Annotated in this window: 25 protein-coding genes; 13 read left to right on the top strand and 12 right to left on the bottom strand. The window is 72.2% G+C overall.

Annotation, left to right across the window (positions count from 1 at the left end):
- The first annotated feature begins 24 nt into the window (after positions 1–24).
- The 8 genes from ABT299_RS28205 (at position 25) to ABT299_RS28170 (ending at position 8,116) form a co-directional block, all read left to right on the top strand.
- A complete protein-coding gene (locus tag ABT299_RS28205; RefSeq protein WP_190862017.1) occupies positions 25–582 on the top strand; it encodes a F0F1 ATP synthase subunit B in 558 nt (185 codons plus the stop codon).
- Positions 579–1,406, top strand: a complete 828-nt coding sequence (locus tag ABT299_RS28200) for a F0F1 ATP synthase subunit delta (protein ID WP_190862015.1) — start codon at positions 579–581, stop codon at positions 1,404–1,406. The genes ABT299_RS28205 and ABT299_RS28200 overlap by 4 nt, the downstream gene beginning before the upstream one ends.
- 40 nt (positions 1,407–1,446) lie before the next feature.
- A complete protein-coding gene (gene atpA, locus ABT299_RS28195; RefSeq protein ID WP_190862013.1) occupies positions 1,447–3,084 on the top strand; it encodes a F0F1 ATP synthase subunit alpha in 1,638 nt (545 codons plus the stop codon).
- Positions 3,085–3,089: 5 nt separating this feature from the next.
- Positions 3,090–3,989, top strand: a complete 900-nt coding sequence (locus ABT299_RS28190) for a F0F1 ATP synthase subunit gamma (RefSeq protein ID WP_190862011.1) — start codon at positions 3,090–3,092, stop codon at positions 3,987–3,989.
- A 1-nt stretch (position 3,990) separates the two neighbouring features.
- Positions 3,991–5,421 carry a F0F1 ATP synthase subunit beta gene (gene atpD / locus ABT299_RS28185; protein ID WP_387032428.1) on the top strand — a complete coding sequence of 477 codons (1,431 nt, stop codon included), beginning with the start codon at positions 3,991–3,993 and terminating at the stop codon, positions 5,419–5,421.
- 76 nt (positions 5,422–5,497) lie between these two features.
- Positions 5,498–5,884, top strand: coding sequence for a F0F1 ATP synthase subunit epsilon (locus tag ABT299_RS28180; protein WP_387032430.1), 387 nt, complete (start codon positions 5,498–5,500; stop codon positions 5,882–5,884).
- 29 nt (positions 5,885–5,913) lie between these two features.
- Complete coding sequence (locus ABT299_RS28175; RefSeq protein WP_500252550.1) at positions 5,914–6,390, top strand: DUF2550 domain-containing protein; 477 nt, start codon at positions 5,914–5,916, stop codon at positions 6,388–6,390.
- 154 nt (positions 6,391–6,544) lie between these two features.
- The gene (locus ABT299_RS28170; RefSeq protein WP_387032433.1) at positions 6,545–8,116 is read left to right on the top strand and encodes a M20/M25/M40 family metallo-hydrolase; all 1,572 of its coding nucleotides are present in this window, start codon (positions 6,545–6,547) and stop codon (positions 8,114–8,116) included.
- Between the two features lie 28 nt (positions 8,117–8,144).
- On the opposite strand, the gene ABT299_RS28165 is transcribed toward ABT299_RS28170, so the two are convergent.
- Both ABT299_RS28165 and ABT299_RS28160 read right to left on the bottom strand, forming a co-directional pair.
- Complete coding sequence (locus ABT299_RS28165; protein ID WP_500252549.1) at positions 8,145–9,083, bottom strand: DUF4097 family beta strand repeat-containing protein; 939 nt, start codon at positions 9,081–9,083, stop codon at positions 8,145–8,147.
- A 133-nt stretch (positions 9,084–9,216) separates the two neighbouring features.
- Positions 9,217–9,858 (bottom strand): cob(I)yrinic acid a,c-diamide adenosyltransferase, encoded by a 642-nt coding sequence (locus ABT299_RS28160; RefSeq protein WP_190861999.1) that lies wholly within the window; start codon positions 9,856–9,858, stop codon positions 9,217–9,219.
- A 95-nt stretch (positions 9,859–9,953) separates the two neighbouring features.
- Between ABT299_RS28160 and ABT299_RS28155 the strand changes: the two genes are divergently transcribed.
- Positions 9,954–11,543 (top strand): GMC family oxidoreductase, encoded by a 1,590-nt coding sequence (locus ABT299_RS28155; protein ID WP_500252548.1) that lies wholly within the window; start codon positions 9,954–9,956, stop codon positions 11,541–11,543.
- Between the two features lie 31 nt (positions 11,544–11,574).
- On the opposite strand, the gene ABT299_RS28150 is transcribed toward ABT299_RS28155, so the two are convergent.
- Complete coding sequence (locus ABT299_RS28150) at positions 11,575–12,144, bottom strand: TetR/AcrR family transcriptional regulator (protein ID WP_387032442.1); 570 nt, start codon at positions 12,142–12,144, stop codon at positions 11,575–11,577.
- Between the two features lie 82 nt (positions 12,145–12,226).
- Here ABT299_RS28150 and ABT299_RS28145 point away from each other — a divergent pair, with 82 nt between their 5' ends.
- Positions 12,227–13,183: a zinc-binding dehydrogenase gene (locus ABT299_RS28145; protein WP_500252547.1), complete on the top strand. Its 957-nt coding sequence runs from the start codon at positions 12,227–12,229 to the stop codon at positions 13,181–13,183.
- A 547-nt stretch (positions 13,184–13,730) separates the two neighbouring features.
- Here ABT299_RS28145 and ABT299_RS28140 read toward each other — a convergent pair.
- Positions 13,731–14,285, bottom strand: coding sequence for a TetR/AcrR family transcriptional regulator (locus ABT299_RS28140; RefSeq protein WP_190861990.1), 555 nt, complete (start codon positions 14,283–14,285; stop codon positions 13,731–13,733).
- Positions 14,286–14,356: 71 nt separating this feature from the next.
- On the opposite strand from ABT299_RS28140, the gene ABT299_RS28135 reads away from it, so the two are divergent.
- Complete coding sequence (locus tag ABT299_RS28135; RefSeq protein ID WP_500252546.1) at positions 14,357–15,037, top strand: SDR family oxidoreductase; 681 nt, start codon at positions 14,357–14,359, stop codon at positions 15,035–15,037.
- Positions 15,038–15,111: 74 nt separating this feature from the next.
- On the opposite strand, the gene ABT299_RS28130 is transcribed toward ABT299_RS28135, so the two are convergent.
- The 3 genes from ABT299_RS28130 to ABT299_RS28120 all read right to left on the bottom strand — a co-directional run bounded on the left by ABT299_RS28130 (position 15,112) and on the right by ABT299_RS28120 (position 18,731).
- Positions 15,112–16,611 carry an aldehyde dehydrogenase family protein gene (locus tag ABT299_RS28130; RefSeq protein ID WP_387032446.1) on the bottom strand — a complete coding sequence of 500 codons (1,500 nt, stop codon included), beginning with the start codon at positions 16,609–16,611 and terminating at the stop codon, positions 15,112–15,114.
- A 106-nt stretch (positions 16,612–16,717) separates the two neighbouring features.
- Positions 16,718–18,082 carry a carotenoid oxygenase family protein gene (locus ABT299_RS28125; protein WP_500252545.1) on the bottom strand — a complete coding sequence of 455 codons (1,365 nt, stop codon included), beginning with the start codon at positions 18,080–18,082 and terminating at the stop codon, positions 16,718–16,720.
- A gap of 61 nt (positions 18,083–18,143) precedes the next feature.
- On the bottom strand, positions 18,144–18,731 hold the full coding sequence (locus tag ABT299_RS28120; RefSeq protein WP_500252544.1) for a hypothetical protein: 588 nt from the start codon (positions 18,729–18,731) through the stop codon (positions 18,144–18,146).
- A gap of 100 nt (positions 18,732–18,831) precedes the next feature.
- Between ABT299_RS28120 and ABT299_RS28115 the strand changes: the two genes are divergently transcribed.
- On the top strand, positions 18,832–19,425 hold the full coding sequence (locus ABT299_RS28115; RefSeq protein ID WP_500252543.1) for a PadR family transcriptional regulator: 594 nt from the start codon (positions 18,832–18,834) through the stop codon (positions 19,423–19,425).
- Positions 19,426–19,521: 96 nt separating this feature from the next.
- Here ABT299_RS28115 and ABT299_RS28110 read toward each other — a convergent pair whose 3' ends face one another.
- Complete coding sequence (locus ABT299_RS28110; protein ID WP_500252542.1) at positions 19,522–20,331, bottom strand: NAD(P)H-binding protein; 810 nt, start codon at positions 20,329–20,331, stop codon at positions 19,522–19,524.
- 109 nt (positions 20,332–20,440) lie between these two features.
- On the opposite strand from ABT299_RS28110, the gene ABT299_RS28105 reads away from it, so the two are divergent.
- A complete protein-coding gene (locus ABT299_RS28105; RefSeq protein WP_500252541.1) occupies positions 20,441–21,136 on the top strand; it encodes a TetR/AcrR family transcriptional regulator in 696 nt (231 codons plus the stop codon).
- 2 nt (positions 21,137–21,138) lie between these two features.
- On the opposite strand, the gene ABT299_RS28100 is transcribed toward ABT299_RS28105, so the two are convergent.
- The 4 genes from ABT299_RS28100 to ABT299_RS28085 form a co-directional block, all read right to left on the bottom strand.
- Positions 21,139–21,888 (bottom strand): site-2 protease family protein, encoded by a 750-nt coding sequence (locus tag ABT299_RS28100; protein WP_347256911.1) that lies wholly within the window; start codon positions 21,886–21,888, stop codon positions 21,139–21,141.
- 116 nt (positions 21,889–22,004) lie between these two features.
- The gene (locus ABT299_RS28095; protein WP_500252540.1) at positions 22,005–22,589 is read right to left on the bottom strand and encodes a TetR/AcrR family transcriptional regulator; all 585 of its coding nucleotides are present in this window, start codon (positions 22,587–22,589) and stop codon (positions 22,005–22,007) included.
- Between the two features lie 45 nt (positions 22,590–22,634).
- A complete protein-coding gene (locus ABT299_RS28090; RefSeq protein WP_500252539.1) occupies positions 22,635–23,039 on the bottom strand; it encodes a DUF3224 domain-containing protein in 405 nt (134 codons plus the stop codon).
- A gap of 234 nt (positions 23,040–23,273) precedes the next feature.
- Positions 23,274–23,762: an NUDIX hydrolase gene (locus ABT299_RS28085; protein WP_500252538.1), complete on the bottom strand. Its 489-nt coding sequence runs from the start codon at positions 23,760–23,762 to the stop codon at positions 23,274–23,276.
- Positions 23,763–24,082 lie beyond the last annotated feature (320 nt).

Below are 24,082 nucleotides of genomic sequence, written 5' to 3'. Positions count from 1 at the left end.
CCGGACCCGAGGAGGGCTGCACACATGATCACGTCAGCGTCCGTGCTGGCCGCGGAGCAGAACAACCCTCTGATGCCGCACCCGTACGAGCTGGTCGTCGGGATCTTCTCCTTCGTCGTCGTCCTGGTCGTCGTCGGCAAGATCCTCACCCCGCGCATCCAGAAGACGCTGGACGAGCGGACCGACGCGATCGAGGGGGGTCTCAAGCGCGCCGAGCAGGCGCAGGAGGAGGCCCGCCAGACGCTGGAGCAGTACAAGGCCCAGCAGAAGGACGCCGCGATCGAGGCGTCGAAGCTGCGCAAGAAGGCCGAGGAGCAGGGCGCTCAGATCATCGCCGAGATGAAGGAGCAGGCCCAGGCCGAGGCGCGCCGCATCATCGACGCCGCCAAGGCGCAGATCGAGGCCGAGCGCCAGCAGGCGCTGTCCTCGCTGCGCGCCGAGATCGGCTCGATGTCGGTCGAGCTGGCCTCCCGCGTGGTGGGCGAGTCCCTTGAGGACAGCGCCCGCCAGAGCCGGGTGGTCGACCGGTTCCTCGAGGAGCTCGAGGAGCGCGCCCGCACGCAGGAGCAGATCACATCATGACCATCACGGGAGCGGTGAGCAGGGCGTCGCTGGCCGAGGCCAGGGAGCGGCTGGAGGCGGTCATCTCCTCCGCCGGCCCCGACCTCGACGGGCTGGGCGACGACCTGTTCGCGGTGCTGCACCTGATCGACCGCGAGCACGGCCTGCGGCGGGCGGTCTCCGACCCGGCGCGGGACGGTGCCGACAAGGCGCAGCTCGTCCGGATCCTGCTGGAGGGCAAGGTGTCGCCGGCCGCTCTCGGGCTGGTCGCCGACGTGGTCCGGATGCGCTGGTCCACCCCCTCGGAGCTGTCGGACGCGGTGGAGGCCCTCGCGGTCACCGCCGAGTCCGCCAGGGCGGAGGCGGCCGGCCGGCTCGACGACCTGGAGGACGAGCTCTTCCGCTTCTCCCGGGTCCTCGAGGGCGAGATCGAGCTGCGCGGCGCCCTCGCCGGCCCCGGCCTGCCCGCCGAGCGCAAGGCGGGCCTGGTCGAGGCGCTGCTGGACGGCAAGGTCCAGCCGGCCACGCTGACGCTGATCAGGGAACTGGTGCTGCGCCCGCGAGGACGTAGCCTGGAAGGCGGGCTGGCCGAGTACGGCCGGATCGTCGCCCAGCGGCGGCAGCGGCTGGTCGCGCTGGTCCGCACCCCGGTCGCGCTGACGGACGCGCAGCGCACCCGGCTCGCCGCGGTGCTCGCCGCCGCCTACGGCCACGAAGTACACCTGAACATCGAGCTCGACCCCACGGCGATCGGCGGCCTGTCGATTGAGATCGGGGACGAGATCATCGACGGCACGATCGCCGGACGGCTGGACGACGTCCGCCGGCGGCTCGGCACCGGCTGACGCCGGCAGAGCTGACCCCAAAGGGAGCAAGAGAGGAATCATGGCGGAGCTGACGATCCGTCCGGATGAGATCCGGAACGCGCTGGAGCGCTTCGTCCAGTCGTACGAGCCCGAGGCCGCCGCGCGCGAAGAGGTCGGCACCGTCGTCGATTCCGGCGACGGTATCGCCCACGTCGAGGGCCTGCCCTCGGCGATGGCCAACGAACTCCTCGAGTTCGAGGACGGTACCCGTGGCCTGGCTCTGAACCTGGACGTGCGCGAGATCGGCGCCGTGGTGCTGGGTGACTTCAGCAAGATCGAGGAGGGCCAGAAGGTCCGCCGCACCGGAGAGGTCCTCTCGGCCCCGGTCGGCGACGGCTTCCTCGGCCGCGTCGTGGACGCGCTGGGCAACCCGCTGGACGGCAAGGGCCCGATCGAGAGCACCGAGCGGCGGGCGCTGGAGCTGCAGGCCCCGACCGTCGTGCAGCGGCAGTCGGTCAAGGAGCCGCTGCAGACCGGCATCAAGGCCATCGACGCGATGACCCCGATCGGCCGCGGCCAGCGCCAGCTGATCATCGGTGACCGGCAGACCGGCAAGACCACGGTCTGCGTGGACACGATCATCAACCAGAAGGAAGCCTGGGACTCGGGCGACCCGGCCAAGCAGGTCCGCTGCGTGTACGTCGCGGTCGGCCAGAAGGGCTCCACGATCGCCAACGTGCGGCGGTCGCTGGAGGAGGCCGGCGCGCTGGAGTACACCACGATCGTGGCGGCCCCGGCGTCCGAGCCCGCGGGCTACAAGTACATCGCCCCCTACACCGGGTCGGCGATCGGCCAGCACTGGATGTACCAGGGCAAGCACGTCCTGATCGTGTTCGACGACCTGTCGAAGCAGGCCGAGGCCTACCGCGCGGTGTCGCTGCTGCTGCGCCGCCCGCCGGGCCGCGAGGCCTACCCCGGCGACGTCTTCTACCTGCACTCCCGCCTGCTGGAGCGCTGCGCGAAGCTGTCGGACGACCTGGGCGGCGGCTCGATGACCGGCCTGCCGATCATCGAGACCAAGGGCAACGACGTCTCGGCGTACATCCCGACGAACGTCATCTCGATCACCGACGGGCAGTGCTTCCTGGAGACCGACCTGTTCAACCAGGGCGTCCGGCCGGCGATCAACGTCGGTATCTCGGTGTCCCGGGTCGGCGGCTCGGCGCAGATCAAGGCGATGCGCAAGGTCGCCGGCACGCTGCGCCTGGCGCTGTCGCAGTTCCGCGACCTGGAGGCGTTCGCCGCCTTCGCGTCGGACCTGGACGCGGCGTCGCGCGCGCAGCTGGAGCGCGGCGCGCGCCTGGTCGAGCTGCTGAAGCAGCCGCAGGGCTCGCCGTTCCCGGTCGAGCAGGAGGTCATCTCGGTGTGGGCGGGCACGTCCGGTGAGCTGGACGAGGTCCCGGTCGCCGACGTCCGCCGCTTCGAGCGCGAGTTCCTCGACTACGTGGAGCGCGAGGACGCCGGCCTGCTGACCTCGATCCGGGAGACCGGGCAGCTGTCCGACGACGACCTCACCAGCCTCAAGAGCACCATCACGGAGTTCAAGAAGGGCTTCCAGACCAGCGAGGGCGACCTGCTGGGCGCGGATGAGCCCGTCGAGGCGATCGAGGACGAGGCCGTCGAGCAGGAGACGATCACCCGCGTCAAGAAGGGCTGACGGCCATGGCCGCACAGCTTCGTCAACTCCGGCAGCAGATCAAGACGGTCAAGTCGACCGCCAAGATCACGCGTGCCCAGGAGATGATCGCCACGTCGCGGATCGTCAAGGCCCAGCAGGCGGTGGCGGCCTCCAAGCCGTACGCCGACCGGATCACGCAGGCCTTGTCCGCGCTGGTGAGCCACCGTGTCGGGATCGACCACCCGCTGCTGCACGAGCAGCCGACCGACAACCGCAGCGCGGTGCTGATCATCACCTCGGACCGCGGATTCTGCGGCGCCTACAACGCCAACGTCATCCGCGAGGCAGAGTCGCTGATCACCGCGCTGCGCGAGCAGGGCCGCGAGCCGGTCCCGTACGTCATCGGCAACAAGGGCATCAACTGGTACCGGTTCCGGGGCCGGGAGCTCGCCGAGACCTGGCACGGGTTCAGCGACCGGCCCGACTTCGCCAGCGCCGAGCGGATCGGGCGGCGGCTGACGGAGGACTTCCTGAAGACCGACGCCGAGGGCGGGGTCGGGGAGATCCACGTCGTCTACACCGAGTTCGTGTCGATGCTGACGCAGAAGGTGCAGGTCCGGCGGCTGATGCCGCTGGAGGTCACCGAGGGCGACGGCGACGGGCAGGTCCTGCCGACCTACGAGTTCGAGCCGTCCGCGCAGGCGGCGCTCGACCTCCTGCTGCCCAACTACGTCGAGAGCCGCATCTTCCACATGCTGCTGCAGTCGGCGGCGTCGTTCCAGGCGTCGGTGCGGCGGGCGATGAAGTCGGCGACCGACAATGCCAATGATCTGCTCGGGGTCTACACGCGCCAGATGAACCAGGCGCGGCAGGCCGCGATCACCCAGGAAATCAGCGAGATCGTCGGTGGCGCTGACGCGCTCGCCGAGTCTGGCGGGGAGTGAAATGACTGCACAGGTAGAGACGGCGACCGCGACCGGGCGCGTCGCACGCGTCATCGGCCCGGTCGTCGACGTGGAGTTCCCCGCCGACGCCATCCCGGACATCTACAACGCGCTGCACGCCCGGATCACGCTGGGCGGCGAGGAGAAGACCCTGACCTTCGAGGTCGCCCAGCACCTGGGCGACAACATGATCAGGGCGATCTCGATGCAGCCGACGGACGGCCTGGTCCGCGGCGCGCCGGTGGTCGACACCGGCGAGTCCGTCGCGGTGCCGGTCGGCGACGTCACCAAGGGCCACGTGTGGAACGCCCTCGGCGAGGCGCTGGACGCCCCGACCGCGTCGCTGGAGATCAACGAGCGCTGGCCGATCCACCGCAAGGCCCCGGCGTTCGACCAGCTGGAGTCGAAGACGGAGATGCTGGAGACCGGCATCAAGGTCATCGACCTGCTGTGCCCGTACGTCAAGGGCGGCAAGATCGGCCTGTTCGGCGGCGCGGGTGTGGGCAAGACCGTCCTCATCCAGGAGATGATCCGCCGCGTCGCCCGCAACTTCGGCGGCACCTCGGTGTTCGCCGGCGTGGGCGAGCGCACCCGTGAGGGCAACGACCTCTGGGTGGAGATGGACGAGGCGGACGTCCTCAAGGACACCGCGCTGGTGTTCGGGCAGATGGACGAGCCGCCGGGCACCCGGCTGCGCGTCGCGCTGTCCGCGCTGACGATGGCGGAGTACTTCCGCGACGTCCAGAACCAGGACGTGCTGCTGTTCATCGACAACATCTTCCGGTTCACGCAGGCCGGTTCGGAGGTCTCCACGCTGCTCGGGCGCATGCCGTCCGCGGTGGGGTACCAGCCGACGCTGGCCGACGAGATGGGCGTGCTGCAGGAGCGGATCACCTCGACGCGCGGTCACTCGATCACCTCGATGCAGGCGATCTACGTGCCCGCCGACGACATCACCGACCCGGCGCCGCACACCACGTTCGCGCACCTGGACGCGACGACCACGCTGGCGCGGAGCATCTCCGAGAAGGGCATCTTCCCGGCGGTGGACCCGCTCGACTCCACCTCGCGGATCATGGACCCGCAGATCCTGGGGAACGAGCACTACGCGGTCGCCCAGGAGGTCATCCGGATCCTGCAGAAGTACAAGGAGCTGCAGGACATCATCGCGATCCTCGGTATCGACGAGCTCTCCGAGGAGGACAAGGTCACCGTCAAGCGGGCGCGGCGCATCGAGCGCTTCCTGTCGCACCCGATGTACGTGGCCGAGCAGTTCACCGGCCAGCCCGGTGTGACGGTGCCGAAGGACGAGACGATCGCCTCGTTCAAGGCGCTGGCGGAGGGCAAGTACGACCACCTGCCCGAGCAGGCGTTCTTCATGTGCGGCGGCATCGAGGACGTCGAGAAGAAGGCCAAGGAGCTGGAGAAGTAGTCCGCTCCGGCGGGGCGCCCGGACCGCTCGTCCGGGCGCCCCGCCGGAACCGCTCCAGTATTCGGAGGATTGAGACGTGGCAACCCTGAAGGTCGGGCTGGTGTCGCCGGAGCGCGAGATCTGGTCCGGCGAGGCCAAGATGGTGGTCGCGCAGACCATCGAGGGCTCGCTCGGCATCCTGCCGGGCCACGCCCCGGTGCTGGGCGTGCTGCTGGACGGCAGCGTGGTGACCATCGAGCCGGCCGACGGCGGCGAGCGGGTCAGCGCGATGGTCGGCAGCGGGTTCTTCTCCGTCGCGGGCGACGAGGTCGCGATCCTGGCGGAGCAGGCCGAGGTGGGCGAGGAGATCGACGTCCAGCACGCGCGGCAGGCGCTGGAGGACGCGATGGCCGGCGGCGGCGAGGACGCGACGCCGGAGCGGCGGGCCCGGGCGCGGCTGCGCGCGGCGGGCATAGAGGTCTAGTTTTCAGCGCGAGCGAACGGCGGGGGGACTTGGGCGGGCACCTGGCACTTGACGCGGGCGGGGTGCTCGCCGGGCTGGTCCTGGTGGCCGCGCTCGTGTTCGTAATGATGGCCGTGCGCCGCTGGCTGTTCGTCCGCGGCGGCGGCGCGGTCGAGTGCAGCCTGCGCACGCTGCCCGCGGAGACCGCCGGCCCGGAGGCCGCTCCGGGGGTGTGGCGCCTCGGTATCGGCCGGTACCGGGGCGACGAGCTGCACTGGCACCGCGTGTTCGGTTTCCGGAGAAGGCCCCGGCAGGTGATCCACCGCCGGGGCCTCGTCGTGTCCAACCGGCGGGCACCGGGGCCCGACGAGGCGGACGGCCTGCTGCCGGACGTCAGCGTGATCGAGGTGCGGGACGGCGCGCACGTGATGGAGCTGGCGATGGGCGCGGCGGCGCTGACCGGGTTCCTGGCGTGGCTGGAGGCGGCGCCGCCCGGCTTCCCGGTGGAGGTGCACCCGCCGGAGTGACCCGGGCGGCGTGACGCCGGGCGTGTCGGCTTGCGCAGGGTAAGGCGGCGGTATCGATACGGCCTGGTCCGCTCGGTGATCCTTGAGGCGGGCGGGTCGCGGGTTCATGATCGTCCCTGGTCAGAGCTCCGTTCCCGTCTCCGCAGGAGTGCACGTGCGCAAGCTGCTCACCGGCGCCGCCGTGGCGCTGTCCGCCGCCGTCCCGGGCGCGCTGGCCGCCGTCGGGCCGGGTGCGCAGGCGGAACCGTCCCGGCCTGTGCCCGCTCCGACGACCTCACGGGCGCCCGCGCCGGCGGCGCAGGCGCGGCCCGATCTGGCGAAGCTGGTCACGTTGAAGGACGTCCAGCGGCACCTGTCCGCGTTCCAGGAGATCGCCGACTACAACGGCGGGAACCGCGCGGTCGGCGGGCAGGGGTTCGGGGTCTCCGTCCGGTACGTCGTGGGGCGGCTGAAGAAGGCCGGGTTCGCGCCGAGGGTGCAGCGGTTCACGTTCCCGTACTGGCGGGAGCGGACGGCTCCGGTACTGGCGCGCGTGGCGCCGTCGAAGGCGTCCTACAAGGTGGGGACGGACTTCCTGACGTTCGCCTACTCGGGCGTGGGCCAGGTGACGGCCCCGGTGGCGGCGGTGGACCTGCCGTCGTCGGGCGAGGGGACGAGCGGCTGCGAGAGCGGCGACTTCGCGGGCTTCCGCAAGGGCTCGATCGCGCTGATGCAGCGCGGGACGTGCGCTTTCGCGACGAAGGTCGCCAAGGCGAGGGCCGCGGGCGCCGCCGCCGCGATCATCTTCAACAAGCCGGGCGAGAAGGGCCCGGTGAACGGGACGGTGGAGAGGCTCGCGCCGATCCCGGTCGTGGGCCCGTCCTACCAGGCGGGGTCCGAGCTGGCGAAGGCCGCGAAGAAGGGCGGCCTGAGGATGCGGGTGAAGGTCGACGCCGCGCACGGGAAGCGGTCGGCGAGCAACGTCGTCGCCGACACGCGGCGCGGCCGGGCCGGCAACGTCGTGCTGGTCGGCGCGCACCTCGACAGCGTCCCGGCGGGCCCCGGCATCAACGACAACGCGACGGGCGCGGCGGCGCTGCTGGCCGTCGCGGAGAAGATCGGCAAGCTGGGCGGCAGGGACGTGCGGAACCGGGTGCGGTTCGCCTGGTGGGGCGCCGAGGAGGAGGGCCTCGTCGGGTCCACGCACTACGTGCGGTCGCTGAGCGCCGCCGAGCGCGGCAGGATCGCGCTGGCCCTGAACTTCGACATGCTCGGCTCGCCGAACGGCACCCGCGCCGTCTACGACGGCGACCACTCCGGGCGCCTCGGCACCGTCCCGCCCGCCGGGTCCGGCGCGATCGAGAAGGTCTTCCGCGACTACTTCGCCGGACGGCACCTGCCGGTGACGCAGACGGCGTTCGACGGCCGGTCGGACTACGGGCCGTTCGTCGCGAAGGGCATCCCGGCCGGCGGCATCGAGACGGGCGCGGAGGGCGTGAAGACCGCGGCGGAGGCCAAGGCGTACGGCGGGAGGCCCGGCAAGGCGTACGACCCGTGCTACCACGCCAAGTGCGACCGGATGAAGAACGTCGACCTCAAGCTGCTCGACACCAACGTGGACGGCGTCGCGTACGCGACGCAGCGGTTCGCCGCCAGCACGCTGCCGGTGAACGGGGAGGCGCGCGTCGAGGCGCTGCCGGCGGCCCCGTACCGTCCCGAATGGCAGGGGCCCTACCTGGTCCGGTGAGCGCCGCCGGCGGCGGCGCGGGGCCTGCTCAGGCGGGCTTGATCGAGATGGCGCCCGCGTTGGTCTTGACCGTGACGTGCCGGGGCGCCGCCGAGTCCTGGTGGACGCCGGGGTCGATCCGCTTGCCGCCGGTGTCGGTGGACAGCGTGATCGCGTAGGGCCGGTCGGCGGGCAGCCGCAGCCGGACGGAGCCGGTGTCGGTGGTGGCCCGGACGCTGCTCGGCGCCGCGGCCAGGGCGACCGCGACGGTCCCGGCGTTGGTCTCGACGGCCAGCCGGTCGGCGGTGAGGCCGTCGGCCCGCAGCGCGCCCGTGTCGGTGCGCACCTCGGCGGAGGCGATGCGGCCGCCCAGCCGGACCTCGCCGCCGCCGGTCCGGGCCGTCAGCCGGTCGGACGTCAGGCCGGTCGCGGTGATCGACCCGGTGTCGGCGCGGAGGTCGGCGGTGGCGGCGCGGCCCGACACCCGCACGTTGCCCGACCCCGCGCTGAGGGTCGCCGCGGAGGTGCGCAGGTCGGTCGCGGTGACCGCGCCGGTGTCCCCGTGGAGCCTCACCGCGCCGGCCAGGCCGGTGACGCGGATCGAGCCGGAGCCGCCGTGCACCTCGACGGCCGTGGCGCGCGGCACCCGGATCTCGTAGGAGATCCGGCACGGGTTGGAGCCGATCACGCTGTGCCCGCACCTCGCGGACAGCGACAGCGTCCGCCCGCCGACGTCGTGCCGCGGCTGCGGCTTGTTGCGCCCGTTGGACCAGCGCAGATGCTCGGTGACCGTGATGCCGGGGGAGTCGGAGGCGGTGATCCGCACCGCCCCGTCGCCCGGCGACACCTTGAGCGCGCCGACGCCGTCCGGCGCGGTGTAGGTGCGGTCCTCGGTGTGGCGGCTGAAGCTGAGCCCGCAGCCCGCCAGCGCCCCGCCCGCCAGCACCGCCGAGCCGGCCAGCACCGCCGCGCCTGCCAGTGTCCTCACGTCGCGTCTCTCCCCGCCGCTCGCCCTGCACCCCGTCATGCGACAGCCTGCCGGACCGGGGGGCCGGGCCGACAGGAGGCGGGCAGGCGTCCCGGGGGTGGGGCTAACCCCACCCCATCCGGTGGCGCGCGTGTCAGCGCTCGCCGCCCGGCTTCCACAGCACGTCGCCGTGCTCGGCGTTCGCAACGCGGCACAGGATGAACAGCAGGTCCGACAGCCGGTTGAGGTACTTGGCGGTCAGCGGGTTGACGCCCCGGTCGGCGGCGTCCGGGGCGGTGCCGCCCGATTCGCCGACGGGCGCGGCGCCGTGCGCCTCCAGCGCGGCCCACGCGGACCGTTCGGCGCGCCGCGTCACCGTCCGCGCCACGTGCAGCAGCGCGGCGCCGGGGCTGCCGCCGGGCAGGATGAAGCTGCGCAGCGCCGGCAGGTCGGCGTTGTACTCGTCGCACGCCGCCTCGAGCCGTTCGATGTAGGACGGGTCGACGCGCAGCGGCGGGTACTCGGGGTCGGCCACCACCGGCGCGCACAGGTCGGCGCCCACGTCGAACATGTCGTTCTGGACGCGGACCAGCAGCGCCTTCAGCCCGTCGGGCAGGCCGCCGAGGGCGAGGGCCACGCCGATCGCGGCGTTGGCCTCCTCCACGTCGGCGTAGGCGGCCAGGCGGGGGTCGGTCTTGCTCGTCCGGGACGCGTCGCCGAGCGCGGTGCTGCCGTCGTCGCCGGTCCGGGTGTAGATCCGCGAGAGGACGACGGGGGTCTCCCTGTTCTTCGCCATGGCCGTCACACTAGCGCCGGGCCGTGCGGGCGGCGCCGCCCGGCGGCCCCGGACGGCCCGATGACGTCGGAAAACCGTTCGGTAGTGTTCGTCGCGTGTACGACTACGTGATCGTCGGTGCGGGCAGCGCCGGCTGCGTGCTGGCCGCCCGGCTGTCGCAGGACCCGTCGGCGAAGGTCCTGCTGCTGGAGGCCGGGCCGCCCGACGACGCGCCGGAGATCCGCATCCCGGCGGCGGTCGCGAGCCTGATCAAGGGCCCGTACGACTGGGACTACACGACCGTCCCGCAGGAGCACGCCGCCGGGCGCGCGGTGTACTGGCCGCGCGGCCGCACCCTCGGCGGCAGCTCGTCCACCAACGCGATGATCTACATTCGCGGGAGCCGGCACGACTACGACACCTGGCGCGACGCGTACGGCTGCGACGGCTGGGGCTACGAGGACCTGCTGCCCTACTTCCGCCGCGCCGAGGACCAGCAGCGCATCGCGACCCCGTACCACGGCACCGGCGGCCCGCTCCGCGTCGAGGACCTGCGCTACAAGCACCCGCTGACGCAGGCGTGGGTGCGGTCGGCGATGGCGTTCGGGCTGGCCGCGAACCCCGACTTCAACGGCGCCGACCAGGACGGCGTCGGGTTCTACCAGGTCACGCAGCGGCGCGGGCGGCGCTGGTCGGCCGCCGACGGCTACCTGCGCCCGGCGCTGCGGCGCCCCAACCTCACCGTCGTCACCGACGCGCTCGCCACCCGCGTCCTGATCGAGAACGGGCGGGCGGCCGGGGTCCGGTACGAGGCGCGCGGCGAGACGGTCGAGGCGCGCGCCTCGACGGAGGTGATCCTGTCCGGCGGCGCGGTGAACACCCCGCAACTGCTGATGCTGTCGGGCGTCGGCCCCGCCGGGCACCTGCGTGCGCACGGCATCGACGTCGTCGCCGACTCCCCGGTCGGCCAGGGCCTGCAGGACCACCCGTTCGTGAACGTCATGTTCGCGACCCCGCGCACCAAGGCGCTGTGGGAGCTGGCGAACGCCCGCTCGCTGGCGCTCCACGCCGCCTTCGCGCGCGGGCCGTACGCGTCCAACCTCGCCGAGGCGGGCGGGTTCGTCCGGACGGCCGGCGGCCTGCCCGCGCCGGACCTGCAGTACCACGTGCTGCCGACCCCGTTCCTGGACCAGGGACTCGTCGAGCCGTCCCAGCGGCTGCTGTCGGTGCTGGTCACGGCCATCGCCGTGGCGAGCCGCGGGTCGCTGACGCTGCGGTCCGCCAGCCCGTACGCCAAGCCGCTGATCGACCCCGCCTACCTCGCCGACAAGGCCGACCTGGACGTCCTGGTCGCGGGCGTCCGGCAGGCCCGCGAGATCGCCGCGGTCGGGCCGCTCGCCCATCTGGCCGGCGGCGAGTACGCGCCCGGCGAGGGCGTCCAGACCGACGAGGAGATCGCCGCGTTCGTCCGCCGCGAGTGCGCGACGCTCTTCCACCCGACGAGCACCTGCGCGATGGGCGGCTCGGACGGCGCGGTCTGCGACCCCGAGCTGCGCGTCCGCGGCGTCGACGGCCTGCGCGTCGTGGACGCCTCCGTCATGCCGTCGGTGCCGCGCGGCAACACCAACGCCCCCACCATCGCGATCGCCGAGCGCGCCGCCGACCTCATCCGGGGCCGCACCCCGCTCCGCCCCGCCAACCGCTGACCAGCTCGAACCCCGGACGGGGCCGCGGCGGTCAGGACGGGTCGGCGCCCGCCCCGCGGAGCAGGGCGCCCGCCATCTCGCCGGTCCGCGCGGCGATCTCTGCCGCGGGCATGGCCCGGTCGTGCTCCAGCCACCAGGTGATCGACTGGACGAACATCGCGCCGAGCACGGTCGGCACCAGGCCGTCCGCGGACGCCCGCGCGGACGGCCCGGCACCGGAGAGGTGCTCGGTGACCATGGCGGCCAGCGAGGCGCGCATCCGGTCGGCGAACCACGGGCTGCCCTTGCGGCCGAGCAGCGCGCCGTACAGCCGGTGGTATTCGCCGATGTGCTCGAAGAACGCGGTCCAGCGCTCGCGCGGCGGGCGCTCGTCACCGCCGACCTCGCCGAACAGCGCGGCCGTCGCCTCGTCGAAGACCTGCTCGACCAGGTGGTACTTGTCGCGGTAGTTGCGGTAGAACGCGGCCCGGCTGACCATCGCGCGCTCGGTGATCTCGCCGACGGTGACCCGTTCGAGGCCGCGCTCGCCGATCAGGTCGATCAGCGCCTCGCGGAGCAGGGTGCGCGTCCGCCGCACTCGCAGGTCCTCTTTACGGGGCAATTTCCGGCTCCTGTCTCGGCTGGGACGGATCGCCCGGTCTGAACCTTGTGGACAGATCCTCCCATACGAGACACATTGTCTCATGAAAGCCATCAAGGTCCGCGCCTTCGGCGCACCCGACGTCCTGCGCCTCGAAGAGGTCCCCGACCCCGTCCGCGCGGCGGGCCGGGTGTTGATCTCCGTCGACTACTCGGCCGTGCTGTTCGGCGATGTCATCGTCCGTTCGGGCCGCCACCCGTTCCCGCTGCCGTACGTTCCGGGCATCGAGGTCGCGGGGCGCGTCGTCGAGGCCGACGACCCGTCCCTCGTCGACCGCCGCGTGGTCGCCACCACCCCGCAGAACAGGGGCGGCTACGCCGAGCTCGCCGTCGCCGAGGAGAGCGGCGTCTTCGCGGTTCCCGACGCCCTGGACCTCCGGACCGCCCTCACCGCCTTCCAGGCCGGCGCCGTCGCGCTCGAACTGCTCGCCGGGACCGGTGTCGAGGCGGGCGAGACGGTCCTGGTCACCGCCGCCGCAGGACGCGTCGGGTCGCTGCTCGTCCAGCTCGCCGCGGCGGCCGGGGCGCGGGTCGTGGCCGCCGCGCACGGGGAGGCGAAGCTCGCGGCCGCCGCCGGGTTCGGCGCGGACCTCACCGTCGACTACGGCGAGGAGGGCTGGGCGGACGAGGTGGTCGAGGCGACCGGCGGCGGAGTGGACGTGGTCCTCGACGCGGTGGGCGGCGCGACGGCGGCGCGGGCCATGGACGCGGCCGCCACGGGACGGGGCCGGATCGGGATCTACGGCTTCACGTCGGGAGAGTGGGCGCCGCTGGACGCACGGGTGATCGGCGCCCGCGGGCTCACGGTCGTCGGCGCGCTCGGGATCGCGTTCGCCAAGCCGCCGGCCGAGCAGCGCGCCGCCGCGGAGCGGGCGCTGGAGGCCGCCGCGTCCGGTGAGCTGAGCCCCCGCGTGCACGCCGAGTTCTTCCTGGACGAGGCGGCCCGCGCGCACACGGTCCTGGAGGCCCGGGAGAACATCGGCGCCGTCCTGCTGAAATGAGCCGGTCGGGAACGACCCGGTGAACGGAGAACGCCCCCGTCGGATGACGGGGGCGTTGGCGGCTCGGGTCGCTGTGCGGGCTTCACCGCTTGAGCGCCTTGGCGAGGCGGGCGCGGCGCGCCTGCCGGGCCTCGGCCCGCAGCCTGCGCGCCCGGTCCTCTCCGGCGATCTTCATGAACTCGTAGCTGATCATGGTCGGCTCCCTTCGTCGTCGTCGTGCGGTTCGGTCAGGTCGGGTCGTGCTTCAGCGCTTGAGCGCCTTGGCGAGGCGGGCGCGACGGGCGTTGCGCGCCTCGGCCTGCCGCTCGCGTACGCGGTCGGCGATGATGACCCGGCTGATGTCCGTGCTGTACATGCCCTGCTCCTTGTTTCCGCCGGGCCCTCTTGGCCCGACATGTACAAGGTTCGCCCTAAGGCCCCGGGGCCCACATCGGGACGACGCCCTATTCGCGCGCCTTAGGACGCCTTAGTTCCAGGCGCCTGAGGCTCAGGTGCCTTAGAGGGCGGCGTAGGCGGTGCCGGACGCCTTAGGCGGACGGGTCTGACCTCAGGAAACGGCGCGGACGAGGAGGTCGGTGAGGGCCTGCCCGGCGGACTCGTCCAGGGGCGCGTGGTCGAGCATGAGCCGGTACCACAGCACGCCGTAGACGACGTCCATCAGCAGTTCGGGATCGGTGCCGGCGGCGATCTCGCCGCGCTCGGCGGCGCGGTCGAGGATGCCGCGGAGCGCGGCGCGACGGGCGAACAGGAACCGGTCGCGGAACGCGCGGGCGAACGCCGGGTCCAGGAGCGCCTCGGCCATCAGGCCGATGAGGACGGGGCGCTGGCCGCGCTCCCGGAACGTCGCGGCGAGGAACTCGGCGAGGTCGCCGGGGAGGGAGCCGGTGTCCGGGACGGTGATGCGCTCGTCGGCGAGCTCGACCAGGCCGTCCAGGACGACGTCGGCCTTGGACGGCCACCAGCGGTAGATCGTCTGCTTGCCGACGCCGGCGGCGGCGGCGATGCCCTGCATGGTGAGGGCGGCGTAGCCGTGCTCCTGGAGCCCCTCCATCGCGGCGTCGAGGATCGCGCGCCGTGCCGTCTCGCTGCGTGGCCGTCCCATGCGGGCCAGTTTACAAGACGCGGCGTCTCGATTTAATATCGAGACGTCACGTCTTGAAATGGAGGCGCGGAATGCGCGTTGTGATCATGGGTGGGACCTCCGGCATCGGGCTGGCGGCCGCGGAACTGCTGGCGGCGCGGGACGCCGAGGTGATCGTCACCGGCCGGGACCCGGCGAAGTTCGCCGCGGTGAAGTCCGCGACCGCGGAACGGGTCGACGGCACCGACGAGGAGGCGGTCGCCGCGTTCTTCGAGCGGACCGGCGAGATCGACCACCTGGTGCTCGCCTTCAGCCCCGGCGCCGTCGGCATGGGCCCGATCGGGCAGGCGCGGCTGGCCGACGTCCGCGCCGCGTTCGACGGGAAGCTGTTCCCGTATCTGTCGGCGATCCAGCACGCGAAGGTGACCGGGTCGATCACCTTCGTGTCGGCGGCGTCCGCCCGCGCGGCGCTGCCGGGGACGGCGGCGCTCGCCGCGGTGAACGGCGCGATCGAGCGGATCGTGTCGCCGCTGGCCGCCGAGCTGTCGCCGGTCCGGGTGAACGCGGTCGCGCCCGGCGTCGTCGACACCCCGTGGTGGTCGTTCCTGCCGGACGAGCACCGGGAGGCGCAGTTCGCCGAGGCCGCGGGCGGGCTCGCGGTCAAGCGGGTCGGCACCGCCGAGGACGTCGCCGAGGCGATCGCGTACCTCGTCGGCGCGACCTACGTGACCGGCACGATCCTGCCCGTGGACGGCGGCTTCACCATCGCCTGAGCCGCCGCGCCGGTGCGGCGCCCGCACCTGGCGGGCGCCGCTTGCGGTCCCGCGTCGCGGGCGCCGCCCGTGCCTCAGCGCTTGTAGCGGCGGCCGTGGATCATGTTGATCAGGCCGAGGACGCGCGCCATCTCCTTCTCCGTGCGGCCGAACGACGTCAGGTTCATGGTGGCGAACCGCTGCCGGGTGATGGCCTTCGGGCGGGCGAACTCGCGCAGCCCGTCCGCGCCGTGGATGCGGCCGAAGCCGGACTCGCCGACGCCGCCGAACGGCAGCGCCGCGACCTGCGCGAACGCGGCGAACGCGTTGATGGACGTCATGCCCGAGCGCATCCGGCGGGCGGCGTCCATCGCCCGGGACCTGCTGCCGGAGAAGATCGTCCCGGCGAGGCCGTAGCTGGTCCGGTTGGCCTTCTCGACCGCCTCGTCCAGGTCCTTGACCCGGTGGACGGTGATGGTCGGGCCGAACGTCTCCTCGCAGACGGCGGACGAGTCGTCCGGCACGTCGGTGAGCACGACCGGCTCGACGTAGGGCTTGCGGACCGACTCGGCGCCGCCGACGACGGCCTTGCCGCCCTTGGCGAGGGCGTCCTTGATGTGGCGCTCGATGACGTCGAGCTGGCCCGGCATGGTGATCGGGCCGTAGGCGGCCTCGCGGTCGAAGCCGGGCCGCAGCTCCTTCGCCTTCTCGGTGATCTTGCCGAGGAAGCGGTCGTAGACGTCGTCCAGCACGTAGATCCGCTCGACGCCGATGCAGGTCTGGCCGGCGTTGGACATCGCGCCCCACAGCGCGGCGTCGGCGGCGGCGTCCAGGTCGGCGTCGGAGTCGACGATGCAGGCGTCCTTGCCGCCGCACTCGGCGACGATCGGGGTGAGGTTCTCGGCGCAGGCGGCCATCACCCGCTTCGCGGTGCGGCCGGAGCCGGTGAAGGCGATCTTGTCGACGTCCGGGGACGAGGCGAGCGCGGCGCCGGTCGGGCCGAGGCCGGTGACGACCTGCAGCACCGGGTGCTCGGGGACGACGCCCTCGACCAGCTCGGCCAGCAGCAGCCCGACGCCGGGGGTGAACTCCGACGGCTTGAAGACGACCGCGTTGCCGGCGGCGAGCGCGTAGGCGATCGAGCCCATCGGGGTGAAGATCGGGTAGTTCCACGGGCCGATGACGCCGACCACGCCGAGCGGCTGGTACTCCAGCTCGCAGCGCTGGTTGATGGCCATGAGGCCGGGGTAGACGGTGCGCGGGCCGAGGATCTTGCGGGCGTTGCGGGCCGCCCAGTCCAGGTGGGAGATCGCCATGATCGTCTCCAGCTGGGCGTCCTGCACCGGCTTGCCGGTCTCCTGGTGGATGACCTCCGCCATCCGGTTGAGGTTGCGGGTGAGCGCCCCCTTGACGTTCAGCAGCCGGAGGCGGCGCTCCTTCCAGCCGAGGGCGCGCCACCAGCCGGCCGCCTCGCGGGCCCGCTCGAGCGCCTGCGCGACGGCGGCGGCGTCGTGCACGGGGTGCTCGCCGACGACCTCGCCGGTGGCCGGGTTCAGGGACGCGAACGTCTCGGTGCTCTCCGTGGCCACGGACATGCGGAACCTCCCGGGAGGAGCCTGGTAAGTGGTTACTTGCACTTGTGTACTCGCTAGTAAATCACTCTAGGCGGCCGGGTGTCCCCGCCCGGCGGTCCGTACCCGCTCAGGCGTCCGGGATCCAGCTGCCGTGGAAGCCCGCCGGAACCCGGCGGGGGAGCCGCACGCTCGCCGTCCGCGACAGGTCGGCCGCGTCCAGGACGACGAGTTCGGCACTGGACGGCCCGGAGACGATCGACATCAGCCAGCCCTCGTCCTCCCCGCGCGCCCCCTCGGCGGGGACGAAGACCGCCTCGCCCACCGACGCGTCCTCTCCGAACTCCCGCACGGACGAGGAACCGTCCAGCAGGTCGTACTTCACGACGGCGTCCCCCGCGACCGTGTAGAGGAAGCGGTGGCGGCGGCCGGTCCGGGCGTCGTCGTGGGTCGGGAACTCCACGTTCCGGTCGTCGAGCCGCTCCTCGACGGCGCGTCCCGTGGCGGGGTCCAGGGTCCAGCGGTACAGGTGCGCGCTCCCGGAGCGCGCCGCATGCTGCGCCGGGTCGCGCGCCGCGTCCCGCGCCGGGTTCACCGAGCCGCCGATCTCCTTCCAGATCGCGGTGAAGTCCTCGGGCCGGTACCGGACGCCGTCCAGCACGATCCGTCCGGCGGCGTCCTCGTGGGCGTTGCCGACGTGGAAGACATAGCAGGGGTCGATGCCGAACCAGCGCACGTCGCCGGGCGCGTCCCGCCGCATGACGCCGAGCCGGGCGCCGTAGGCGTCGTCCCAGCGGAACGGCATGCCCCGGCCGCCCAGCGCCAGTTCCAGGTCGAACACGACGGGGAGGTCCAGCCAGACCACGTGGTGCTCGGTGATCGCGAAGTCGTGCATCATCGTCGGTCCCGGAACCTCGATTTCGTGGCTCTCCACCACCCGCGATCCGTCCGCCGACAGCCGGTGGTACGTCAGGTACGGCGGGAGCACGCCGTAGCCGAAGAACAGCAGCTCGCCGGTCACCGGGTCCTGCTTGGGATGCGCGGTCATCGCGGTGGTGAGCGTCCCGCCGAAGTCGCACGGCCCGACCGTCCCGGCGTCCGGCGTTATCTCGTAAGGGAAGCCGATCTCGACCAGCGCGAGGATCCTGCCGCCGTGCGGGACGACGTGGGTGTTGGCGGGGACGGCCGTGAAGTCGAGCGTCCCGTCGTCCGCGGCGAACCGGGCGTCCTCGTCGAGGAACGTCCTGGTCCGCACCCACCGGTTCCGGTACCACTCGGCGCGCCCGTCGCGGAGCCGCACGCCGTGGATCATTCCGGGCCCGGTGAACCAGTGACCGCTCGGCCTGCCCGGCAGCGGGTTCGGGCCGTTGCGGAAGTACCGTCCGGTCAGCTCGGGAGGGAGCGTTCCGGTGACCTCCAGGCCGGTGGCGTCGATCTCGTCCGGGACCGGGGCGAGGGCGCCCTCCAGCCAGCCGGCGTTCCGCGTCGTCTCCATGCGCTGTCCTCCGCTGAGCCGTTCGAGGGGCCTTACCTGGGCGTTCCCGGTGCGGCGGCGCTCAGCGGACGGCTTCGCGGTCGATGCCGTGGCGGGCGAAGTACCGCTTCTGCGCGATCTCGGGGTAGCGGGCGGTGAAGACGATCGGGACGGTGAATCCGGCGATCTTCACGGCGACGAGCAGCGCGGTGTCGTCCGGCGCGGCGTGCTGCACGTAGGCCAGGACGAGCGCCATGACCGTGAAGCTGACGGCCCAGACGATCGCGATGACCGTGGTGATGCGCTTGAACAGGTCCGTCGCGGCGATCTCGGCGCTGACGTCGCGGCGGCCGACGCCCTCGGTGAACGGCCGTCCGGCGAGGAGCGTGCCCCAGGCGGTGAGCGCGAGCCAGCCGATCGCCAGGGAGGCGCCGTAGTCCAGCAGGGACGAGTCCGGGGCGGCGAAGGAGAGCGCGGTCAGCAGCGCCATGAAGACGATGGTCGACAGTTCGAGGATCAGCGAGTCGAGCCGGTGGCCCCTGCGCAGGTCCTGGGCGAGGAGGACGAGGGCCGCCCCGAGGCCGGCCGCCGCGCCGGCCTGGTCGCTCCAGCCGCTCACCACGGCGAGCAGGATCCAGGGGAGGAAGGTCCGGAGGTAGTAGAGCAGCATGGCGCGAGCCTCTCGTCGGGAGCGACGTTCCAACTTCGACATGTCAGAAGCTAGACGTGTCACAATCGACATGTCAACAGCGACGTGTCACAATCGAGTCATGAGCCTGCGACACGCGCTGCTGGGGCTGCTCGCCGAGATGGACGGCGCCAGCGGATACGACCTGCTGAAGGTGTTCGAGATCTCGCTCGGGACGGTCTGGCAGGCGACCCAGAGCCAGCTCTACGGCGAGCTCGGCAAGCTCACCGACGGCGGCCTGATCGAGGTCTCCGCCGAGGGGCCGCGCGGCCGCAAGGAGTACGCGATCACCGACGCGGGCCGGGACGAGCTGCACCACTGGATGGTGGACACCGACCCGAAGCCGAACCGCCGCGACGAGGTGATGCTGCGGGTCTTCTTCCTCGACCAGATCGCGCCCGAGGAGGCCGTCGCCTACATGGACCGGATGATCGACGCCCTCTCCGGCCGGCTCGACGACCTCGCCCGGCTCGAGGAGATCGTCCCGTGGGAGGAGGAGGGCGGCCTCACCGGCAACGGCCGGCTGACCATGGAGTACGGCAAGCGCTTCATGGCCATGCGCCGCGACTGGTTCGTCTGGGCGCGCGAACAGTACAAGGAGCGCCGCCCTGCCGGGGCGCCGGACCCCGCGGTGCCGTCCGATAGGGCCGGGGGATCCGGGCAGGCCGGGGGCTGACAAGCGTACGGCCGGGCAAGGCGGGGGCCTGCCCGGCCGTTATCCGTCCTGCCCTCCGCTTTCGGGCGGAGGGCAGGACTCAGTGCGGCGCGGCCGTCAGAAGTGGTCCGCGGCCCATTCGGCGAACGTCCGGGCGGGACGTCCGGTGATGCGCTCGACCTCCGGCGAGATCTCCGGCTCCCGGTCCACCGCCTCGGCGCGCACCCGCAGCAGCGCGTCCACGATCCCCTCGCGCATGTAGGGGCGGCTCAGCATCTCCTCCCGCGCCTGCTCGGGGGAGATCTCCTCGAACCGGACCGGGACGCCGGCGGCGGCGCCGATGATCTCGACCATCTCCGGATGCGTGAGCGCCTCGGGCCCGCTGAGCACCGGCTTCGCGCCGACGAGGCCGTCCGACAGCAGGGCCCGCGCGGCGACGGCGGCGATGTCGCGCTCGTGGATCGGCGTGCTGCGGGCCCGCGCGTACGGCTCGCGCACCGGCTCGCCGGCGCGGATCGCGTCCGCCCAGGCGAGCGCGTTGGTCGCGAACTCGCCGGGGCGCACGAACGTCCACTCCAGGCCGGTCGCCTCGATCGCGCGCTCGAACTCCAGGTGGTGGGCGCCGATCACGTTGCGCGGGTCGTCGTCGAGCGCGGCCGCCGACGACAGCATGACGACGCGCCGGACGCCGTGGTCGCGGGCGCGCTCCAGCACGTCGCCCAGGCCGTTCCAGAACACGGCGGGGTTGAGGAACATCGACGTGACGCCGTCCAGCGGCATCTCGTCGGTGCGGGCGACCTCCACCTCGCCGGGCAGCCGCGCGGTGGTGGGGTCGCGGGTCAGCGCGCGGACCTTCACGTCCGCGCAGAGCAGCTCGCCGACCACGTGGCGGCCGACGTTGCCGGTGGCTCCGGTGACAAGGATCATCGTTCGTTCTCTTTCCCTCGGGGGTGTCCCGCCCATCTTCAACCAAATGGATGAACTCGTCAACCAGCCGGATGTATGACGCCGTCAGCCGGGCGGTACGATGAACGGCGTGACGGAGGAGACGAGGCGGCCGCGGCGCGCGCCCGGCCCGGGCGAGCGCAAGCTGGACGCCGAGCGGTCCCGGCGGCTGCTCCTCGACGCGGCCCTGGACGAGTTCGCCGCCAAGGGCTACGCGGGCGCCCGCGTGCAGGACATCGCCGACCGCGCCGGCGTGAACAAACAGCTGATCAACTACTACTTCGGCGGCAAGGAGGGGCTGTACCGGGAGATCTCCGTCCACTGGCGCGAGACCGAGGCCCGGTTCAACGACCCGGACATCGGCCTGGACGAGGTGCTGATCCGCTACCTGCGGCACGCCCTCGACGACCCGCGCGGCACCCGGCTGAACGCCCTGCGCGGCCTCACCGGCACCTTCGACGGCGAACCGCCGATCGAGCGCGAGGACCTGTCGGAGCTGGTGCGGCGCCAGGCCGAGGGCGAGCTCGCCGACGACCTGGACCCGGCCGCGGTCATGCTCGTGATGATGGCCGTCGTCGCCGCGCCCGTCGTGCTGCCGCTCGCCGTCCACCGCGTCTTCGGCCTCAGCCCCGACTCACCCGAGTTCCAGGAGCACTACGCAGAACAGCTCCGGCGGATCGTCCGGCACCTCGCGGGCCGTCCCCGCGCGGAGGCCGGCAAGGGAACCGCCGCGGGAGGCGCGCGCGGTGCCGACGATGCGGGCGGCGCCGGGGGCGCGGGGGACTAGCCTCAGCTCTGCCAGAACAGGAACAGCGAGTGGCCCATCTCGATCGAGATGGCGCCGATCCCCAGCGCGTCCGTGATGTGGTAGATCAGGTGGAAGAAGCCCCGGTTGATCGGCCCGATCCACAGCAGCGCGATCAGCACCAGGAAGGCGTAGCCGCCGTACCCGCTGATCTGGTCCACCAGGCGGCGCGGCAGGTACGGCTCGACGATCCCGAAGCCGTCCAGCCCCGGGATCGGCAGCAGGTTCAGCAGTGCCGCCGTGACCTGCAGGAACGCCAGGAACGCCAGCCCCAGCCAGAACACCGCGTGGCCCTGCGCCGCGAAGTTCTTGTAGATCACCGCGAGCATGATCGCGAAGATGGCGTTGGACAGCGGGCCCGCCGCCGACACCAGGCTGTGCCGCAGCCGGCCGGGGATGCGGTGCCGCTCGATCCACACCGCCCCACCGGGCAGGCCGATCCCGCCGAGCAGGATGAACACCACCGGGATCAGGAAGCTCAGCAGCATGTCGGAGTACTTCAGCGGGTTCAGCGTCAGGTACCCCTTCGCCGCCACGCTCCGGTCGCCGGACCGGTAGGCGATGTAGGCGTGCCCGAACTCGTGCACGCACAGCGACAGCACCCACGCCGCGATCACGAAACCGAACAGCGAGACCCGCGCCCCCTTGGCCGGGTTGTCCCCGTACCGCCAGGTGAGCAGGCCGCAGATGACGGTCGCCGCCACGATCACGAGGAACACCGGGCTCGGCTGCACCGCCGAACGCCTCCGCCTCGTGAAATCCGCAACCATCGCCCCGACCCCTTCCGGTCCGCGCCGTCGATTCCTTGCAAGCTACCGTCTCGTAGGTGCGGACACGCCCCCGCGCCCGATCAGAGCCCCGCGATCCCCGGCACCACGTATGTGCGCAGGAAGCGGCGCAGGTCGTCCGGCTCCCGCTCCCGGTCCATCACGATCAGCGACGTGATGATCCGGAACAGGAACTCCACCGTCCCCTCGACCTCGATGTCGGGACGCAGCGTCCGCTGCCGCTGCGCCTGCTCGAAATAGGGCCGCACATAGTCGCAGCACAGCGCCAGGACGTGCTCCGCCGCGCCCGCCACCGCCGCCTGCATGTGCCCCGCCGCCTCCGGCACCAGGAAATGCGCGATCGTCGGTTCGTTGCGGACGTACTCGACGGCGTCCATCGTTCCCTCGACGATCGCCTCCGGCACCGACCGCTCGCGCCGCAACCGCACCGCCAGCCGGTCCAGGAAGCGGTGCAGGTCCCGCACGACCACCGCGAGGATCAGCTCGTCCCGCCCGCCGCTGACCGCCCGGTACACCGTCGCCCGCGACAGCTTCGCCGCGGCGGCGATGTCCTCCACCGTGGTCTTCGCCACGCCGAACCGGGAGAAGCACGCCTCGGCGGCGTCGATGATCCGCTCGCGCGTCGCGTCGGTACTGGCCGGGGGCATGGCCGAAACATTACCGGCAGGCGCGGCGCCGCTACGTCCCGCGCGTCAGTCCAGCGTGTACTCCAGCGACCAGGTGTGCCCGCCGTCGGTGACGGTGATCTGCCCGACGCCGCGGATGCCCGCCAGCTCCCCGGTCCCGGACGTCGGCACGATCAGCCAGCGCAGCCACTGGGTGCCGGGCGTGCCGTCCTCGGTGCCCGCGCTGTGCTGCAGCACGAACGTGCCCTCCCGGCCGTGCAGGATCCCCTGCACGTGCTCGATCCCCACGTACGCCACCGGCCCGGCCGCCGACTCCACCGTGATCAGCTCGGTGGTGCTGATGCCGACCAGGTCCCCGTGGAACGTCTTGCGGACGTGGACCCGCGTCAGCTTGTTGCCGCCCTGCTCGTCATAGGGCTTCTCGGCTTCCCACGCGTCGATGTCGAAAGCGCCGCTCGCTTGGAAGGTCATGCCCGCCATGATGCCCGCCACCACCGACAGCGTGCGAGACCCACTGACCGGTGACCTGCCGAAGCTCCTAGGGGGAGAGGGGGCGGTCGGCCGTCGTCCGGAGTGGATGTGCCTGTTTCAGAGATCGAGCTGCACCTGTTTTGGAGGCTGAGCTGAGCCGGTCTGAGAGGCCGAGCTGTACCGGTCTTAGAGGCTGAGCCTGCGCCGGTTTTAGAGGCTGAGCCTGTACCGGTCTTAGAGGCCGAGCTGCACCGGTGCGTCCGGGACCTCGCCGGTGATGAGCGCGCCCAGCAGTGCGGCGAGGTCGCGCGGAGAGAACACCTCGGGACCGCGGTGACGGGCGATGTCCTCAAGCCGCCACCAGCGGAAACCGACGATGTGCTCGCCGGCCAGTTCGTCGTCCGACATGGAGCCCCGAGGCTGGAACGACGCGGTGCGGACGACGAAGTAGTCATTGATCACGCCGTCGTGACCGGCGGCGTAGCCGGGACCGATGACCTCCTGATGCCACACATGCGGAGGATCGGCGCCGACCGCCAAGCCCACCTCTTCACGCAGTTCGCGACGCAGCGCGGCAAGCGGCGTCTCGCCGTCCTCGACACCTCCACCGGGAGCAGCCCAGACGACCACCTCACCGGCCTCTTCGGGAAAGACAAAACGGCAGAGCAGGACGCGGTCCTCTTCATCAAGAACGATCGCGCGAACCGAGCAACGCAGCTTCACCGATCATCCTCGGGGCTGGGGCTGGGGCTGGGGCTGGGGCTGGGGCTGGGGCTGGGGCTGGGGCTGGGGCTGGGGCTGGGGCTGGGGCTCTATGTGGGTCTGTGTCTTCCGACCTCGGGTTATGTAACCAGAACCGAGGGCGTGCTCGTTGTTGGCCCATGGGCGCTCAGGCCGTTCTCAAGGGGTGTTCGGGCGGTGGCGCGAGACGGGCTCTCGAATGGGGATATGGGGTGTTCGGGTGGTGGGGTGGCGCTTGCGTACGGGGCCGCCCCTCCAAAGTCAAGGGCGCCTTCGGCGTCGCTTCGCGATGGACTTCGTCC

Origin of the sequence: Spirillospora sp. NPDC000708, from assembly GCF_040299565.1 — a bacterium.
GTDB lineage: Bacteria > Actinomycetota > Actinomycetes > Streptosporangiales > Streptosporangiaceae > Spirillospora.
This window is presented reverse-complemented; position numbering and strand designations above follow the sequence as displayed.